Below are 19,153 nucleotides of genomic sequence, written 5' to 3'. Positions count from 1 at the left end.
CCCCTCAACTCCTTTCCTATTATCATTCAAGCGTTGAAAAAATATGCTGGCAATCAGCAGCACTAATATTGAGCTGTTCCCCCAGCTGTTGTGCAATGTGTCTGAGGTTATTGCCAAATGCAGTTTGATCGCCAGCCTGCACTATTGAATCTAACTGTTGTATGGCATGCAGTAATTCCCGACGCGGTTCAGCCGCTATAGGGTTTTCATATTGAACATCCCAGTACACTTCCATTGGATTGAGTAAAACCCTTGATAATAACGCCAGCATGGTACGCATTGGCGGCGGTGCAACCGTCGCCAGGGTACCAATATCCAACGGGCTTCTCGCCAGAACCAGGCCAAAAATCAATATCGCGGCATGGGGTAAAGCCTGACAAAACGCCATCACCCGATCATGTTCCTCCGGCGTCATTCTATTGATGCGCATACCCACCTGCGTCAATACCAACTCAATCCAATGCTGGTTAACATGACAGTTATCAAGAATGACTGCAACTGGCCTTTTTTGCTCCGACAAGGATGGCGAGAACATCGGGTTAACACCGATGAAAGGCTGCCCAGGGGCGGCAGCTCTTAAAGCGGAATGGAAAGGCGCCTGAACCGAGCAGGTTGACACTATCTGTACATCATCACCAACCGCCGATAGCACCCAAGGCAGAGCCTGTATTGCAACCGCTTCCGGTAAGGCAAAGACGACCGCCTTCGCCTCAGTAAAAATCGCCTCAGAATCAGCTGCGGGATTTAAGATATCAAGCTGGCGGCAGAGAGAATGCTCTCCCTGCGCCCGTTGGTCAACACGGTATACTATGCAACCACTTTGAGTAAAAAGGCGCCCCAATAAAGAGCCAATAGCACCTTGCCCACCAAGAATGACGACTTTATGGTTACTCACACTTCCTCCGCGATATGACTAAAACTGAAATAGGGCACACTGGCCTTCACCAATGTTTCTTCAAATTCACCATAAGGATCGGAGTGAGCGACAATGGCGCCACCAATGCCGAACTCAGCACATTCTTGATGTAACACCGCCGTTCGAATAACAATGCTCAATTCGACTTCACCACTGAAAGATAACCATCCAAGCGCGCCAGAATAGACACCGCGTGCCGATGACTCCAAAGCGTCAATGATCTCCATTGTGCGTTTCTTCGGCGCGCCAGTCATCGATCCTCCCGGGAAACATGCCCGGATGGCTTCCATTGATGAAGTACTTTCACGTAATTCACCGCGTATTGTCGAAACCAATTGATGTACAGAAGAGAAGCTCTCAACTTTAAATAATTCAGGTACATGAACACTGCCAGGACGACACACCTGATTAAGATCGTGGCGCACTAAATCCACTATCATCAGGTTTTCAGCTCTATCCTTGGCTGACTGACTCAATTCCACCTGAAAATGCTGATCATCAGCTGCCGTTTTTCCCCGTGGCCGGGTTCCCTTAATCGGTCTGGATTCAATACCTCTAGCCTCATCAATGCGTAAAAACGTCTCCGGCGATGCGCTGAGTACGGAAAAATCCCCACATGCCAGATAGGCGCCATAAGGCACGGGGCTGGCATGACGCATTCGTCGATAAGCGTCCAATGGCAACCCTGAATAAGCCATCTTCGCTCTATTCGTCAGACAGATTTCATAAGATTCGCCATCGGTGATGTATTGAAGTGATTTATGGATCTCATCCATATACTTCTGAGCCCCATATTCCAGACGAATTTTGTTCTGATCGACAGCGCCAGGAATAAAGTCAGGTATCACCCCACCGGTATTTTTTGCCATGATCACCGGTTCCGACGGCCAATTTTGTGGCTGACCTACGGGCGTGATAAGACACTCATAAAGCTTATGCTGCTGATGATCAAAGATAAAAAAGTGCGGAGTAAAGATTAAACTGGCATCAGGATGTTCTGAATGATATTTACTGCTGCCAATTGTCAACGCCTTTAATTCATATCCCAAATAACCAACAAAGCCGCCTTTGAAGACAAATGGCATCTGTTTTGACGTGGAAATTTTCACCAGATCAAGCAATTCAGACATCAATGAGAAAAAATCACCCTGAACAATCTTTTCACCATCAGGACCGGTTAAACGCAAACTCTCAGTCTGTACGCGGTATTCAAGCCTGACAGCACCCGGTTCATTACCACTTCCCATGATTGAAAAGCGGGCATTGGGCCTATCCGATTTTTCGCTGTCCAGCCAGAAAGAGTGAGTATCATTGCCATAATGTTGAATGAACAGAGATTCAGGATCGATGATGCCCTGACATTCACGGTAATTCAGGTTGAGATGCGGCTTTCCGCCCACCGCCAGATAAGCTTCATGGGCAGAAATACACTTATTCTGAGCGGTAATTTCCTGCCCGTTATTCTCTTTATGCGTCTTTGCTATATGAACAAAATTACTCAGTAATTCACGCCCATATTCAGAATCAATCGACTCAGGATGAAACTGAACACCCCAAATCGGCCTTTGGGTATGCTCAATTGCCATAATTAAGCCATCATCAGTCCAGGCAGTACATTTAAGATTATCAGGCAACCGGGTACAAACCAGCGAGTGATATCTGACCACTTCAAATTGTTCAGGCAAACCGAGGAACAACCCTTCCCCGGTATTCCTGATGCGACTGCGATAACCATGTACCGGATTAGGCGCATGTTCTACAAAGCCGCCAAATGCCAGGCTAATTCCTTGATGACCAAGGCAAATACCCAATAATGGAATTTCGGCGCGGGCAATGACTTCAGCACAGACACCAAAATCGCTGCTTTCAGCCGGATGCCCTGGCCCAGGAGAAAGCACAACAGCATCATAATTGTCTATCGCCAGCTCGTCATAAGTCAGAGAATTGGTGACGACAGATGGCACACTCCCGGTAACTTCATACAGATATTGAGCAATGTTTTGCGTAAAAGAATCATAATTATCAATAAGCAGTATTTTCATTATTCTTTGCTTTCTCGTGTAGCAACTGATCAATCAGCTCTTCTTCTCGACGGCAGGTTTCTTCAATAACCAGTTGAAATATTGATTCAGTATATTCAGGCCGTAACCCAAAATCCGTTGACTTATCCCTCAACATAGCCAATAACGAAGTGATACGTTGTGGCTGCATCATCGGAATATCCTGTTCCGCCTTTATCTCAGCAATTTTCATACAGATCTTCATACGTTCAGAAAGAAGCGCCAATATTTGCATATTAATAACATCCAGAGACTCCCTGTGAGGTTGCAATATGTCCTGCTTATCTATTATGGATTGCGTCATATATTTGGTCTTCATCACGGGTTTATTTCAATCCTTTTCATCAATAAATTTATGTCACTTATACCTGTGGAGCGATGGCTTGTGGCTCAGACCAATTCAGCCCTTTTTCCCGTATTTTGAGTAAAGTATTTGCTAACCACCTGATTTCACTCTCCTTATGCTCACTGGAGAAGGCAAAACGCAACATAGCATTGCCATCCTGGACCAGTGGATAAAACACCGGGAACAATAAGATACCGTTATCGCGCAACAGACGTGCAGCTTCAAGCCCTTCAGCTTCATTTTCAAATAAAGCACCACGAACAGGAGATTGCACACCGGCATTCATCAAACTATTACCCGTCAGGGAATCAAACAGATTGACGTTTTTCCATAGCTGTTCCTGCCGTATTTCTATTTCAAGGCTAAGATGAAGTTTTGCTGCGGCAACGTTAGCGGCCAACATCGGCACCATAATCGAATGACCAAAAACCAAAGGATTAGCCAAAGTACTAATCACTTCAACATCATCAGCACCCGCAACAACCACAAAACCGCCCGCACCGCCAAATGCTTTGGATAGCGAACCTGCCAATATGAGGTTAGGTGGTAAAATATAGTCAAGTGCAGCAAAGGCATAACCCGCACCATTGCGCCCTACAATGGAAATACCATGAGCATCATCAACATAGACATAGCCTCCGGCGGCAGCCAATTTTCGGGTTAATTCTGCAACCGGAATCAGACCATTCATTGAACCAATACCATCAATCAGCAAGATGGGGGTACGTTGATTCTCTCCACAGTTCTGCAAAGCTTGCTGTACCGACTGTTCATCAGCACTATCAACCCGCGATACTGGCCCGAACTGTTCGAGAATACCGCGTAATACCTGCATAGACGCATGAGCAGTTTTATCCATCAACCAATGTACTGGCCGGGTAAGTGGATAGTTAGGTAAAGAACCACTGCCCAATAACGGTAATACACCCAGGTGAACATTACTAGTGGAAGTGAAAACAGCAACGGAGCCGCCTTGATAAATTTCTTCCAGCAGCTCTTCCAGTTGCCTCAAATATTGCGGGCGCATCGCACCACGGGACGATGACAAATGTATCCCTGTCCGGGCCATTGCCTGATTTGCTGCTTCAATTAACACAGGATGATGTTCTAATCCCAAATAAGAGCAGGAAACAAATTCGGTAAAAACTTTGCCTTCTTCTGTCGTAATTTGCTTACCATGACGTTCTACTACCGTGAAATTGGTCAGCCCTTCATCAATAGCTTGCGCTAAAGCGCCGGTTGTCCGTGACTTGCGAATCGTCATCCAATCCTGCTTCTGTTTTACATCCATTATCTAGACTCCTGCTGTCTGAGTTCAAATAAGCTGACAACCTACAGTGATTACCGAACTGCCTGTTGTGTCAGAAATATCTTTATCAATAATTGTCCGGACTAAAGAAAAACCGGCGTCTGAAAATAATGTTCTGACGCTCTCCTCCTGACTTTCACCATGTTCGATGACCAACCAGCCATTTGATTGCAGTAGCTGTTTGGCTTGTTTGATAATCAACCGCGTTAAATCGAGTCCATCATCCCCGGAATATACCGAAACATAAGGATGATGCTCCTCCCACTCCGGTAATATTGCCTGCTGCTCTGGAACGTAAGGCGGATTAGCGACAATTAACGCTACCGACCCGTTAAATTGAGAAAACGCCTGCCAATCCCGTAAATCGGCTTTTAATGCATCCGCTTTAACCGTCCAGCTAACCAACCGGGAGATATTGCGCGTCAGGTATTGAAAAGCGATGTCGTCATATTCAACACAAGTGACCTTTAAATCCGGGCGACGTTTAGCAATGGCTAAACCGATAGCGCCACTCCCCGAGCATAAATCCAGAACCCTTGATCCCTGAGGTACTTCATGTTCATTCTCTAGCCATTTATGGATAATCCGACTATGAGGACGCGGAATAAATACTCCCGTACCGACTACCAAAGGCAGTTCATCAAAATCCGCAATGCCGACAATATGACCAAGTGGGATCCGGTTACAGCGCTCATGAACCGCAAGCATAAATTCATCACGAGCGCGATCCTTACAGCGTCTCTCCAGATAACGATCAATCAGGCAATCAAGATCGGTTTCCACATCCCAAACGCCAGCTTCTGCCAGTAATTCCCTGGCCCTATCAATAGCAACCTGATCTTTCAGCGAAAAATTCATGACCATGCCTCGTAGTAAATACGTAACCGTTCACGCATAGATTCATAAATATAAGAGAAAGCAACCAGTTCTGGCGGTGGAGTAAACTGAGGATGAAGCGATTCAATCAAATCCTGATAATTGCGTGTCATGCCTTCATTCAGCAGCGGCAGCCAATAAGGTTTGATATCCCAGCGATATTCGTAACCTGTGGCAAGCATTTGCTGAACGGTTTCTTTAGCCATCACTTCACGGGAGAAACCCACTAACGGAGGACGAACCGGGTTGAAGGAGTCCAAGTTAATTTGCGTATTTTCTATTCCAGTCAATGCATTAGCAGCATAATCCGCCAGTAACGGCGACTGATGTAAGCCATCACGGTAAGTCCCGGTAGCTAGCCAAAGGCCATCCACGCCACATTCACCAATCAACGGGAACCCATCAGCAGGGATTGGCCTGTTACCAACCTGGATTGACAGGATCTCAGCATCATGTAAGTTAATATCCAACTGATCTAACGCACAATCCAGCAGGAACTGCACATCTGAAATCAGTGCCTGACTGCGTGGTTTTTCAGCCAGAATATTCGTCGCACCCAGATACAGAATATCATCGCCACGGGGTACACAATGCAGCCCACAAGCAAATGCTCGGTTAGGAGTACGAATAACCGATGTCGGTAATTCTCTGCCTTTTGGCATCTTGACCAGAATAGATACCCCGTAACCGGCAAATATCGGCGGGATCTGCCGAACAATAGAAGGGATATTTGATAACAGATCCAACGAGTACGCACCGGCGGCAACCACCACCTTATCCGCCATTAAACGCTCACCACTCAGCAATTCGACGCCAATGGCTAAACCGTCTTCAATCAGTACATTCTTAACATTCTCATCTTTGAGAACGCCACCTTCAGCAACCAATGCCGCGTCCAGCTTTTCCAGCAGTAAATGCGAATCCAGAGCATGTTCATCAGGGATATATAAAGCGCGAAGCGGACGTACCAGATCGTTAGGCTTTAACCACGCAATTTCACGCGGATCAACGGTTTCATAAGGGGCTGCATATTCGTTCAGGGTTTGTTCGATAGCGTCATAATTGACACTGTCAATCTCTTCCATCCCGGCAGTATTCAGTATCACATGGGTCCCTTTAGCGGTGAACAGAGATCGCGTATCACCAGAAGAATCAGCTAACCGCTGCGCCCAATCAGGCCAAAGCGCGTTGGAAATACAATCCATATTCAATTTCAACTTACCGTGTTCACTCGCTAATAAGCCACTGGTAATTTCGCCAAAACAACCATTCATCGCACCTGCTGCTTTGGACGCGGCATTAGTTCGATCAGTACTGCCAACCCTACAAACCGAAAGATTTCTGCTTGCCAGCTCATAGGCGATTGAACCTGCAATTGCCCCTGAACCAACCACAATAAAGTCGTATTTCACTTATTTACTCCTGTATGGCCTATGGCCCATTTATTTTAAATATTTTGTCAACAATGACGGACAAATAATTATTACCCTCTTACAGTGAGGATATTTTTACTGCTTTACATCAATTGTAAAGAAATAGCCTTGTGTGCATCAGTAATTAAAATGACGAATCACACTCAGATTTACGCTGAATCTAAAAACAAACATGCGATAACAAATTATCACATTAGAAATAGTTTCAAATCATTATCAGACATATATAATCACCCATAAAAATCAATTTAACAAACGTTGTAATTTCAAAAAAACAAAATAAAAACAATAAATTAAATTATTTCTTAAAGAGACTATTTCTATTTAAAATAAATAATAACAAAGGGTATTATTAGATTTGAAATAACATTCACAAATCAGGAGAGAACAATAGTCATCAAATACAAAACTGTCAAATAAATTTAGTCTTATATTATAAATAAAAAAATCATATAAATGTTTTCAGTATAAAATAAAAATAATTTATATTCTAATTGTTACGGGGAACAATATTATAAATACCCTTTACTCTTCAATAAAAAAACAAAAATTCTCAAGAAAGGTGTTTTTTTAAATTTATATTCGCCATCAATTTTCACCAAAATATATAAAATAGAGACAAATGTTATTATACCGAAATTGACTATTATGGATAGTGATCGAATAGTTGAGATAATCGCCAATTTTTCAGATTATCCTGTGACTGATTTCTCTTTTATTTTTCCACATTGAAGATATCGTTCTCTAGTCTCAAAAACGGATGTTAATCATACTCGCTTTTTATCTTCACTGACGCGGTTTACTGTTATGAAAGAAGAGAAAAAATCAAAAACAGGGGTAGTATTAATGAGCACAAACAAATCATTTATAATCAATAAATTTTACTTAATTTACTTGGATTTATTATATTAATAAATTATTCAGATAATAATTAAAGCATATGGAAATAATATAATTACAGGTAATTAATCATGGTAAACTTGATAAAAAATACATTATTAAAAGCTTAGTGACACATTAAATAAATCCCATGAAATATATTTAAAACCTCATAATTTTAATTTATTTACAACCTTAATTTTACGTATAATATTTATTTTACCGATAAGTAAAAATTATATACCCAATAGATTTCAAGCCGCAGCGCGGCGGCAAGTGAACGCATCCCCAGGAGCATAAATAACGATGTGACTGGGGTAAGTGAAAGCAGCCAACAAAGCAGTAACTTGAAAGATGAAGGGGATAGTAATTTAATTTCTAAATTGAGAGGTATATATGTCTACAGAAAATATGAATATAACTGATCAAACAGTTGGTAAAGATTCAGTTATCGTTGGCAAGGCAGAAGCACCAGCAATACATGCTATAGCAATTGGTGCTTCACCACTAAATTCTAAATCAATTAGTGAATCAGCTATTGCTATTGGGCAAAATCAACAGGCGGGTAGGAAAGAGGAACCTAACGATTATAAAGTTATCTGGCCAATTGCGATTGGTGCTGATTCGGTATCCTCTGGCTTGGCTTCTATTGCTATTGGGCAAAAAGTTGTTGCCAGTGCGATTCAGGCAGTAGCAATTAGTCAAAACTCCTCTGCTACAGGCAATGCGAGCATTGCATTAGGTGCAAATTCTATATCCAGCGGTTCGGCTTCTATTGCTCTGGGGCAAAAGGTTAATGCCAGTGGGTACCAAGGAGTTGTAATTGGTCAAAACTCCTCATCCAGCGGTTCGTCTTCTATTGCTATTGGGCAAAAAGTTATTGTCAGTGGATCTCAGGGAATTGCGATTGGTCAAAACGCCTCTGTAACAGGAAGTGGGAGCATTGCATTAGGTGCAAATTCTGTTGCCAACAAACCAAATATTGTTTCTGTCGGAAAACCGAATAATCCACGTAAGATTGTGAATGTTGCTGCTGGGAATATTTCAAATAACAGCACCGAGGCGGTAAATGGTCAGCAATTATATTCTGAATCGGTAAAAATTAGTGCATTGGATAAAAAAAATAAGCAACTGGAAACGGATATTAAAACGTTGAAAAACACGATAGACAATCTTATCCATTCTATTACTAATCTTACTCTGTTGAGTCAAAAAAATGCGGATGAAATCGCCTTGTTGAAGAAATAAATTCTTGATGCATTGAATTATTAACAACCAGTTAATTCAATTAATTCGGTGAATTTTTCAGGGGAGGCGGTTAGCAAAAACCACCGTAAGTCCTCGTCCAATGCGAATCGGGATAAGGGCTGACTTCACAGTCAGCCCTTATCCCACACCACCGGAAATATGGTGAAGTAGTCACTTGCTATATTTTAGCCTTTTTCCCGCCAAAGAAAATGCACTCATGGCCTATAATCAATTGACTGAAACAGAAAGATAGTCGATTTTAAAGAAATACGAACTTGTTTACTCTCAGTGTAATTACCCCGAATTCTGTTTAAGCCATCACTGGAAAATCGTCTTCTGAGTAGAAAACTTTTAGCAATTGCTATTTTGATGTTGATAAATAAATCAAAAATAAATTTGCGACTGGATAAGACTGGATAAATAAAACATGAAAAATAAAATCACCCTGATCACTGGCGGCAATCGCGGCATTGGTCGGGCTACCGCGTTATGTCTGGCGAGCAAAGGACATAAGGTTTGCATTGGCTATCATACGCGTAAAGCCTGTGCGCAAGAGGTTGTCGATATGATTCTTCATGCTGGCGGGAAAGCCATTGCCGTACAGGCCGATATTGCCCAAGAAGAACAGATCGTAGAAATGTTTCAGCAAATAGATAAAGAGCTCGGTCCAATTTCCGGATTAGTGAACAACGCAGGAATACTTATGCCCCAAGCATCCATCGAACAGTTGGATGCACAGCGACTAGCCACTATATTTGCCACTAATGTCAGCGGCAGTTTTATCTGCGCACGCGAAGCGGTTAAACGTATGGCCCTTCGTCATGGTGGTCAGGGCGGAGCCATTGTTAACGTATCCTCAGCAGCATCTCGACTTGGCTCACCACATGAATATGTGGATTATGCCGCCTCAAAAGGCGCTATTGATACCTTAACCATTGGTCTATCTCTAGAGGTGGCCGACCAAGGAATTCGCGTTAATGCTGTTCGTCCTGGATTCATTTATACCGAGATGCATGCTTATGGTGGTGAGGCAACGCGGGTTGATCGAATAAAAGATAATTTGCCGATGAAACGTGGCGGTCAACCTGAGGAGGTAGCCCAAGCAATAGTATGGTTATTGTCTGATGAGGCTTCATATGTCACAGGTAGTTTCATCGATCTGGCGGGAGGAAAATAGATACATATTGAAAAGTGTAGTGATGTGATGGACGTCCCCGGGAGCATAGCGAACTATATGACCGGGGTGAACGAGTATTTAAGAATGAGTGAACATCACGAAAATTGCACCAATGTCAATAGAGATAAATAGCAACACCAGTAATTATACCGATGTTGCCACATTATTTAGCAATTATTGATAATCGCTGACAGGTGCACAGGAGCAGTGCAGATTACGATCACCGTAAACATCATCCAGGCGTTTAACGGCAGGCCAATATTTATTGGCTTTGGTTTCTGTGGTTGGGAAAACAGCAATTTCACGGCTGTAATTATGATTCCAATCAGAAGCCAGCTCAGTTTGTACATGAGGCGCATTGACCAATGGGTTATCTTCCAATGACCATTCACCTTGTGCAACTTTGTTAATTTCAGCACGAATCGACAGCATTGCATCGACAAAGCGATCAATTTCCACTTTGCTTTCTGATTCTGTTGGTTCCACCATCAGCGTGCCGGCAACCGGGAATGACATGGTTGGTGCATGGAAGCCGTAGTCAATCAAGCGTTTAGCAATATCCATCTCGCTGATACCAAGCTCTTCTTTCAGTGGCCGAATATCCAGAATACATTCATGCGCTACATGACCGTTATGGCCGGTATACAGCACGTCATAATCATTTTTCAGGCGGGCAGCAATATAGTTGGCATTCAAAATCGCCACCTGACTTGCCTGTTTCAGCCCTTGCGAACCCATCATACGGATATACATCCAGCTAATAGGCAGAATAGAAGCACTACCAAATGGCGCCGCTGAGACCGCTCTCTGTTCAGTAATGCCATCCATTTGAACTACCGAGTGTCCTGGTAAGAACGGCGCCAAATGCGCTTTTACGCCAATCGGCCCCATGCCTGGGCCGCCACCGCCATGTGGGATACAAAATGTTTTGTGCAAGTTGAGGTGTGAAACATCAGCGCCGATAAAACCGGGCGCAGTGATTCCAACCTGTGCGTTCATATTTGCACCATCAAGGTAAACCTGACCACCAGATTGATGAATGATTTCACACACCTGACGGATGGTTTCTTCATATACGCCGTGTGTTGATGGGTAAGTCACCATGATGCAGGAAAGCTCGTCACCGGATTTTTCCGCTTTTTCGCGCAGGTCTACCAGATCAATGTTGCCCTCTTTATCACAATTCACCACCACAACGGTCATACCCGCCATATGAGCCGAAGCCGGGTTGGTGCCATGAGCAGAACTTGGGATCAAACAGATATGACGATCCTCTTCTCCACGGCTTTCGTGATAACGGCGAATAGCAAGCAGACCCGCATATTCACCCTGTGCGCCGGAATTTGGCTGCATACAAACAGCATCATAACCTGTTAATTGAACCAGCCAGTGAGATAACTGGCTTATCATCTGTTGATAGCCCTGCGCCTGCTCCGGCGGACAGAATGGATGCAGCTGATTAAATTCAGGCCAGGAGATCGGTAACATTTCTGCCGCAGCATTGAGTTTCATGGTGCAAGAACCCAGTGGGATCATGGCCTGATTCAGTGCTAGATCTTTGCGCTCAAGACGGTGCATATAGCGCATCATATCTGTTTCGCTGTGATAGCGATTGAAATTCGGGTGCTGGAGGATGTCATCATTACGCAACATTGATGCAGGAATGGAATGGCTTTCCGTTATCACATTCTCATCCAGCGCCTCAACATCCAATTTGCTATCTGTGCCTGTCAGTACAGAGAATAATTTGACCAAATCATCTCGGCTGGTGGTTTCACTCAATGTGATACCCACTGCGCCGTGAATATCGCTACGCAAGTTGATTTCCGCTTTGTCTGCCCGTGCCAGTACCGCAGCTTTATCGGCAACTTCAACGGTCAAGGTGTCAAACCAAGTTTTGTAGCGCAGAGTAAATCCGGCTTGCTGTAATCCAGCAGCTAGAATGTCAGTCAAACGATGAATGCGGCCAGCAATGCGTTTCAGTCCTTTCGAGCCATGATATACCGCATACATACCCGCGATGTTTGCCAACAGCACTTGAGAAGTGCAGATGTTGGAGTTCGCTTTCTCACGGCGAATGTGCTGCTCACGGGTCTGCATTGCCATGCGCAGTGCGGTATTACCCGCCGCATCACGGGAAACGCCGATGATTCGTCCCGGCATAGAACGTTTGAATTCATCACGGCAGGCAAAAAATGCCGCATGGGGGCCGCCATAACCCATCGGTACACCAAAACGTTGAGCAGAACCAAACACCACATCCGCCCCTTGTTTGCCCGGTGCAGTCAGCACCACCAGCGCCATCAAATCAGCAGCAACGCTGATAATGATTTTGCGTTGTTTCAGTTGCGCGATCAGGTCGGTGTAATCATGAATTTCACCTTTTGTCCCTACCTGTTGCAACAACACACCAAATACACCTTCCAGCTCCAGGGCTTTTTCGGCTTTATCCACAATCACGTCAAAACCAAAGGTTTCAGCGCGGGTACGAACAACATCCAACGTTTGAGGGTGTATGTCATCAGCAACAAAGAAACGATCAGCGTTTTTCAGTTTGCTGGCACGTTTTGCCATTGCCATTGCTTCAGCCGCCGCAGTGGCTTCATCCAGCAAAGAAGCAGAAGCAAGATCTAAACCCGTCAGATCGATCGTCACTTGCTGGAAATTCAACAGTGATTCAAGACGCCCTTGTGAAACCTCCGGCTGATAAGGTGTATAAGCGGTATACCAGCCAGGATTTTCTAATAAATTGCGTAAAATAACCGGCGGCAGGATAGAAGGTACATATCCCATACCAATATAGGATTGGTAACGCTTATTCTGACTGGCAATAGCTTTCAGTTCAGCCAGTGCTTGCTGTTCAGTCGCACCACCGCCTACATCGGGCGGCTCTGGTAACGCGATATCGCGGGGAACAATTTTCTGTGTTAATTCATTGAGGGAACTTGCCTCCACTGTTGCCAGCATCTCTTTCTGCTGTTCAGTGGAAGAGCCAATATGACGGCGGATAAATTCGCCCCGGTTCTCGAGTTGGCTTAATGTTTGGGTCATTTGTTACTGATTCCTGAAGCTGGCCAGAAATGGCATACAAATAAAAACGCCCTGCTCACAATGTAAAGCAGGGCGACGGAGGGCTATTATTCTTCTTCGTCCAGAAGCGCCTGATATCCTGCGGCATCCAGCAGATTAGCAAATTCACTCTCATCAGAGGCTTTAATTCGGAACAGCCAACCTTCATTATAAGGCTCGCCATTAACCAATTCAGGCGCTTCACCCAACGCTTCATTAACGGCAATCACTTCACCACTCAGTGGCGCGTAAATATCAGAAGCGGCTTTTACTGATTCAACAACGGCACATTCATCACCAAAATTAAATTCATCACCGACTTCTGGCAAATCAACAAAAACCATATCGCCTAATAGTTCCTGCGCATGTTCGGTAATACCTACCGTGTATTCACCATTGCCTTCTGCACGAACCCACTCATGTGATTCAACATATTTTAACTCTGCGGGTACATTACTCATCACCATTGTCTCCTTCAATCTTAGAACTTATCTCATTAGGCTATTTTGTTTTCCTGCACCAATTACGACTACTGAGATAGGGTACTATTTTTCATCAAATTATTAGACTATACGAGAGGTTTACCCGCCCGCACAAAATTGGGTTTGACTACCTGAACCGGCATCTCACGATTGCGGATTTGTACAATTGCCTGTTCACCAATCCCTTGTGGCACACGGGCAAGGGCAATACTGAATCCTAATGTTGGGGAGAATGTACCGCTGGTAATAACGCCAGTGTGTAAGGTGCCCTCTTCATCAGTAAAACTGACCGTCAAACCACCACGTAACACACCTTTTTCTCTCATCACCAAGCCAACCAACTGTTCAGTGCCATCTTCACGCTGTTTTTCCAGCGCTTCACGGCCTATAAACTGGCGATCTTCTGGTTTCCAGGCGATTGTCCAGCCCATATTGGCTTCCAATGGAGAAATGGTTTCATCCATTTCCTGTCCATAGAGGTTCATACCCGCTTCAAGCCGCAAAGTATCACGGGCGCCTAGCCCTGCGGGCTTAACGCCGACACTAAGCAATTTTTGCCAGAAATCTGCTGATTGCTCTTTTGGCATCGCCACTTCATAGCCCGCTTCGCCGGTATAACCCGTTGTTGCGATAAACAGATCGCCAGCCTGAACACCAAAGAAGGGTTTCATTCCAGCAATAGCCTGTTTTTGTTGATCATTCAGCAGAGACTCTACTTTTGCCTGAGCTTCAGGCCCCTGAACAGCAATCAATGCCAGATCATCACGCACCTGAATATCAACCGGATAATTGGCAGCATGTTCATTGATCCAAGCCAGATCTTTCTCACGGGTCGCAGAATTGACCACCATCCGATAAAAATCATGGCTAAAGTAATAAACAATCAGGTCATCAATGACACCACCAGAAGCATTAAGCATCCCGGTGTATAAGGCTTTGCCCTTTTCTGTCAGTTTAGCAATGTCATTTGCCAGCAAATAACGCAGGAAATCACGGCAGCCAGTACCATGCAGATCCACAATCGTCATGTGGGAAACATCAAACATACCGGCATCAGTGCGGACAGTGTGATGCTCATCCATTTGTGAACCGTAATGCAAAGGCATCATCCAGCCATGAAAATCCACCATGCGCGCACCGCAAGCCAGATGCTGGTCATACAATGGAGTGTGTTTTGCCATTATTTCCCTCTTTTCATTTCCTACATGAAAACATACCGCGTATTAACCGACAGCTACTGTGAATCATGAACAAAAAGCGGCTAAAAAACGCGACGCAAACGATGTCTTAACATAAAAGTTATCACTGAAAACAAAAATGAACCATAAGTAAAAATAGGGTCCAATTCAGTAACAATAAAAAAACATGCTATGAGTATGCAGAATTTTTAACTATTAAAATGAGCCATAATACTCAAAATTAACAATTAACTTTAGAAAACACACATTTTCCATTAAGAGCTGACTGAAATATGAATAAAATCACCTATCCATATTTCAGTAATGCATGAGAAAAAATAATCGATAAGAAGAAGCTAAATTAGATTTTTTCAGCTGAACAGGATGGCGAAGAGAGCCAACCCGGTAAGTCATTCAACCCCATTGCCTGACGAAGTAATGGAGGTTTAATTCCGGGTAAATTGTCTACCAGTGATAACCCGACATCCCGCAAAAGTTTTTTCACTGGATTATTGCCGTCGAACAACTGACGAAACCCCTGCATGCCAGCCAACATGGCAGCAGCACTGTGTTTACGGCGGCGTTCATATCGACGTAAATAGAAGTGCTGACCAATATCTTTTCCCTGGCAATGCAGACGACGCAATTCACCTATGAGTTCAGCCACATCCATAAAGCCCAGATTCACGCCCTGTCCTGCCAATGGATGAATGGTATGAGCAGCGTCCCCCACTAAGGCCAGACGATGAGCGGCAAAGTTACGGGCATAACGGCCGGTCAGTGGAATTGTCTGGCGTTCACTGATCAGCTCACACTGACCAAGACGCATATCAAAATCCACCGCCAGTTGCCGGTTGAAAAGCGTGTTATCAAGCTGTTTGTACTGATCTGCCGCTTCACCCGGCAGTGACCAGACGATAGAACACAAATGTGGATCAGCAAGAGGCAGAAACGCCAGAATACCATCACCATAAAAGACCTGACGGGCAACGCTGCCATGAGGCTCTTCAGTGCGAATAGTCGCCACTAACGCATGATGTTCATAATCCCAGAATGTCAGGGGGATATCCGCATGCTGACGCAACCATGAATGAGCGCCATCAGCGCCAACCACTAAACGGGCTGTTAGCATGCGACCATCGGATAATGTCATGAAAGCTTCATTTTCTCCCCAGGCAATATGTTGTAAAGCCGCAGGCGTCAGCATAGTCACGTCCGGCAGGTTTTCCGCTTTTTCCCATAACATCTCACGGATAACCCGGTTTTCAATGATATGACCAAGATATTCCAGGCCATATTCAGCCGCGTTGAACCGAATGCGGCCAAAGCTATCCCGGTCCCAAACTTCTATTCCCTGATAAGGGCTGGCTCGCATATCCAGAATATGTCGCCACACGCCAAGATGCTGTAACAGGCGCTCACTGGCAGCATTAATTGCAGAAACCCGCAAAGCATACTCTTCTCCGGCATAAACCGATTGAGCAGGCGGATAGCTTTCTACCACCGCCACCCGCAAACCACTGCCCTGTAAGCCACAGGCAAGCGCCAGACCCACCATACCGCCACCAGCGATAACCACATCAAATGATTGCATAATATAACGTCCTCTTATTTTGTCTGCTTTATCTGCGGTTATCTTTGGATGACCCAGCCCAGAGTCTGACGGGCCAGCATATCCCGCACAGGAGAAAATTTTTCCATCGCCATCAAACCAAGATTGCGCCCAGCTCTTAATGGAAAATAATGATTGGCAAATATCCTGATCAATCCATCAGTAATACCAATGGTATTTTCCCGATCTAAAACCCGTTGCTGTTGATAATTAGCCAACACCGGGTAAGCACCAATATCCTGACCAGTCGCAAAAGCCTCAGAAATAATCTTAGCCAGTGTCATCACATCCCGCATACCAAGATTAAAACCCTGACCGGCAATCGGGTGTAATGTTTGTGCGGCATTACCCACCAGCGCCAATCGGTGGCTGACTTGTTGATTTGCAGTGGATAGTGTGAGTGGATAACTGTGGCGCCAGCCGGTTTCCAACATTTTGCCCAGTCGCCAGCCAAATGCCCGCTGTAACTGCTTCAGAAACTGCTCATTATCCCAGCCAGCTATTTCCTTTCGCCGATCCAACTGATGGCACCATACCAATGAACTCCGCCCCCCAGACATTGGCAGCAAAGCCAGTGGGCCATATTCCGTGAAACGCTCAAATGCCCTGCCCTGTGGATGCTCTGACGTCAGTACATTAGTAATCACGGCAATCTGTCCATAAGGGTGCTGCTGCCACTGAATATTACAGGATTGACCCATCGCGGAATGGCTGCCATCTGCGGCGACCAGCAATTCACCTTGCAGTTGATCGCCACTGTCTAGGGTAACGGTCACTGATGATATCGTTCTTTCAACGGTCAAAACTTTGGATGGACAATATAATGTCACGCCGGGAGCATTTTTCAGTAAGCCGAACAAGCACTTGCCAGCATCATACAGTTCGACAACATTACCTAAAGCCGGAATGTGATATTCTTTCGCATAAAGGTTCACAAACCCTGCATGACCACGGTCACTAACATGAACGTGAGTTATTGGTATCACATAATCTTCCAGTACAGACCAAACCCCGATCTGTTGTAAACGCTGACAAGTACCGTAAGCCAGCGCTATCGCTCTGGCATCAAAGCCGGGGTGCTTCTGCTCCGGCTCTGCTGCTTCAATCAGGGAAACATGAATCTGCCCCTTGCTCAGGGAAGATATTGCCAGCGCAAGTGTCGCGCCGGTCATGCCCCCTCCAACGATAATCACGTTCATATCTTAACTTAACCCTGTTTTGCTTTCGCCATCAGAGCTTCAATCTCATCAGCTTCTTTAATCACACTGGCTGTCAGGTTTTCGTTACCGGTTTCAGTGATCAAAATGTCATCTTCAATTCGGATGCCGATACCTCGATATTCCAGCGCCACATCGGCATCCGGTGCAATATAAAGTCCGGGTTCAACCGTTAATACCATTCCCGGCTCCAGAATACGGTCACGTTCTGCACCATAGCGCCCAACATCATGCACATCCAGACCCAGCCAATGGCTGAGGCCATGCATAAAGAATTGGCGATAGGCTTTGGTTTCGATTAAATGTTCAACTTCACCGTGCATAATGCCCAGTTTCACCAGTCCTTCCACCATAATCCGCACAACATGTTCTGTTACTTTGTTGATGCTGACGCCCGGTTTATACAATTCCAATGAAACCTTCAGCGTTTTCAGTACGATATCGTAAATTTCACGCTGGGCGCGGGAGAACTTGCCATTCACTGGGAAAGTACGGGTGATATCTCCGGCATAACCCAGATATTCACAACCTGCATCAATCAACACCAAGTCACCCTCTTTCATCCTGCTTTCATTCTCGGTGTAGTGCAGAATACAGCTATTTTCACCACTCCCGACAATCGTATTGTAAGAAGGATAACGCGCACCCTGATGCGTAAATTCGTGATGAATTTCAGCTTCCAGTTGATATTCAAACATGCCTGGGCGGCAAATCTTCATCGCACGCGTATGTGCTTGTGCGCTGATTTCACCGGCTCGGCGCATAATTTCAATTTCTACCTTGGATTTGAATAACCGCATTTCATGTACCCAAGGACGCCAGTCAGTTATCGTTAAAGGGGCTGAAAGATTACGGCGACCGCCTTTTCTCAGTGTATCCAGCGCCTGGAAGATAATGTCATCCGCATAAGCAAATTCACCCTGTGCGTGATAAACCACATCCAGACCATTTAACAGCTGATAAAGCTCTTCCTGGATATCATCAAAAGGCAAAGCTCGGTCAATACCCAGTTTTTCTGGCGCCGCTTCTTGCCCAAGACGGCGGCCAAACCAAATTTCCGCCGTCAAATCACGTGTTCGATTAAAAAGAACACTATGATTATGCTTATCATCACTTTTAATTAATATCAGCACAGCTTCCGGTTCATTGAATCCAGTCAAATAAAGGAAATCGCTGTGCTGACGATAGGGATATTCATTATCCGAATTTCGGGACGCAGGCGGGGCAGAAAAAATAATCGCTGCGCTGGCCGGAGCCATTTTTGCCAGTAAAGCCTGACGGCGGGATAAATATTCTTGTTTGATCATACCCTCTCCTGCGACTTAGTTAATTATTTTGAGTTCAATAAACA

At 44.8% G+C, this 19,153-nt stretch carries 14 protein-coding genes; 2 read left to right on the top strand and 12 right to left on the bottom strand.

Going from position 1 to position 19,153, the window contains the following annotated elements; genetic code table 11:
- Window positions 1–22: 22 nt before the first annotated feature.
- The 6 genes from ABR397_RS07075 to ABR397_RS07050 are packed head-to-tail and all read right to left on the bottom strand — an operon-like array spanning window position 23 to window position 6,919.
- Window positions 23–895 (bottom strand): prephenate dehydrogenase dimerization domain-containing protein, encoded by an 873-nt coding sequence (locus ABR397_RS07075; RefSeq protein ID WP_350305097.1) that lies wholly within the window; start codon window positions 893–895, stop codon window positions 23–25.
- Window positions 892–2,958, bottom strand: coding sequence for an aminodeoxychorismate synthase component I (pabB, locus tag ABR397_RS07070; protein WP_350305096.1), 2,067 nt, complete (start codon window positions 2,956–2,958; stop codon window positions 892–894). Before pabB ends, ABR397_RS07075 begins: the two co-directional genes overlap by 4 nt.
- Window positions 2,939–3,295: a chorismate mutase gene (locus ABR397_RS07065; protein WP_350305095.1), complete on the bottom strand. Its 357-nt coding sequence runs from the start codon at window positions 3,293–3,295 to the stop codon at window positions 2,939–2,941. The genes pabB and ABR397_RS07065 overlap by 20 nt, the downstream gene beginning before the upstream one ends.
- A gap of 43 nt (window positions 3,296–3,338) precedes the next feature.
- Window positions 3,339–4,613 carry an aminotransferase class I/II-fold pyridoxal phosphate-dependent enzyme gene (locus ABR397_RS07060; protein WP_350305094.1) on the bottom strand — a complete coding sequence of 425 codons (1,275 nt, stop codon included), beginning with the start codon at window positions 4,611–4,613 and terminating at the stop codon, window positions 3,339–3,341.
- Between the two features lie 24 nt (window positions 4,614–4,637).
- The gene (locus ABR397_RS07055) at window positions 4,638–5,489 is read right to left on the bottom strand and encodes a HemK/PrmC family methyltransferase (protein WP_350305093.1); all 852 of its coding nucleotides are present in this window, start codon (window positions 5,487–5,489) and stop codon (window positions 4,638–4,640) included.
- Entirely contained in the window at window positions 5,486–6,919 is a 1,434-nt protein-coding gene (locus ABR397_RS07050) for an NAD(P)/FAD-dependent oxidoreductase (RefSeq protein WP_350305092.1), read from the bottom strand. Before ABR397_RS07050 ends, ABR397_RS07055 begins: the two co-directional genes overlap by 4 nt.
- A gap of 1,296 nt (window positions 6,920–8,215) precedes the next feature.
- On the opposite strand from ABR397_RS07050, the gene ABR397_RS07045 reads away from it, so the two are divergent.
- A complete protein-coding gene (locus ABR397_RS07045; protein WP_350305091.1) occupies window positions 8,216–9,067 on the top strand; it encodes a hypothetical protein in 852 nt (283 codons plus the stop codon).
- 427 nt (window positions 9,068–9,494) lie between these two features.
- Complete coding sequence (locus ABR397_RS07040) at window positions 9,495–10,244, top strand: SDR family oxidoreductase (protein WP_350305090.1); 750 nt, start codon at window positions 9,495–9,497, stop codon at window positions 10,242–10,244.
- 174 nt (window positions 10,245–10,418) lie between these two features.
- Here ABR397_RS07040 and gcvP read toward each other — a convergent pair whose 3' ends face one another.
- From gcvP to pepP, 6 genes are all read right to left on the bottom strand, one after another.
- Window positions 10,419–13,295, bottom strand: a complete 2,877-nt coding sequence (gcvP, locus tag ABR397_RS07035; protein ID WP_350305089.1) for an aminomethyl-transferring glycine dehydrogenase — start codon at window positions 13,293–13,295, stop codon at window positions 10,419–10,421.
- 86 nt (window positions 13,296–13,381) lie between these two features.
- Entirely contained in the window at window positions 13,382–13,774 is a 393-nt protein-coding gene (gene gcvH, locus ABR397_RS07030) for a glycine cleavage system protein GcvH (protein WP_350305088.1), read from the bottom strand.
- Window positions 13,775–13,881: 107 nt separating this feature from the next.
- Complete coding sequence (gene gcvT, locus ABR397_RS07025; RefSeq protein WP_350305087.1) at window positions 13,882–14,976, bottom strand: glycine cleavage system aminomethyltransferase GcvT; 1,095 nt, start codon at window positions 14,974–14,976, stop codon at window positions 13,882–13,884.
- A 358-nt stretch (window positions 14,977–15,334) separates the two neighbouring features.
- On the bottom strand, window positions 15,335–16,567 hold the full coding sequence (ubiI, locus tag ABR397_RS07020) for an FAD-dependent 2-octaprenylphenol hydroxylase (RefSeq protein WP_350305086.1): 1,233 nt from the start codon (window positions 16,565–16,567) through the stop codon (window positions 15,335–15,337).
- Between the two features lie 38 nt (window positions 16,568–16,605).
- Window positions 16,606–17,784: a 2-octaprenyl-6-methoxyphenyl hydroxylase gene (ubiH, locus tag ABR397_RS07015; protein ID WP_350305085.1), complete on the bottom strand. Its 1,179-nt coding sequence runs from the start codon at window positions 17,782–17,784 to the stop codon at window positions 16,606–16,608.
- 8 nt (window positions 17,785–17,792) lie between these two features.
- A complete protein-coding gene (pepP, locus tag ABR397_RS07010; RefSeq protein WP_350305084.1) occupies window positions 17,793–19,109 on the bottom strand; it encodes a Xaa-Pro aminopeptidase in 1,317 nt (438 codons plus the stop codon).
- Between the last annotated feature and the right edge of the window lie 44 nt (window positions 19,110–19,153).

Source organism: Photorhabdus viridis, assembly GCF_040256935.1.
Classification (GTDB): domain Bacteria; phylum Pseudomonadota; class Gammaproteobacteria; order Enterobacterales; family Enterobacteriaceae; genus Photorhabdus; species Photorhabdus viridis.
The sequence above is the reverse complement of the archived record's forward strand: the minus strand, read 5'-3'. Positions and strand labels throughout refer to the sequence as shown.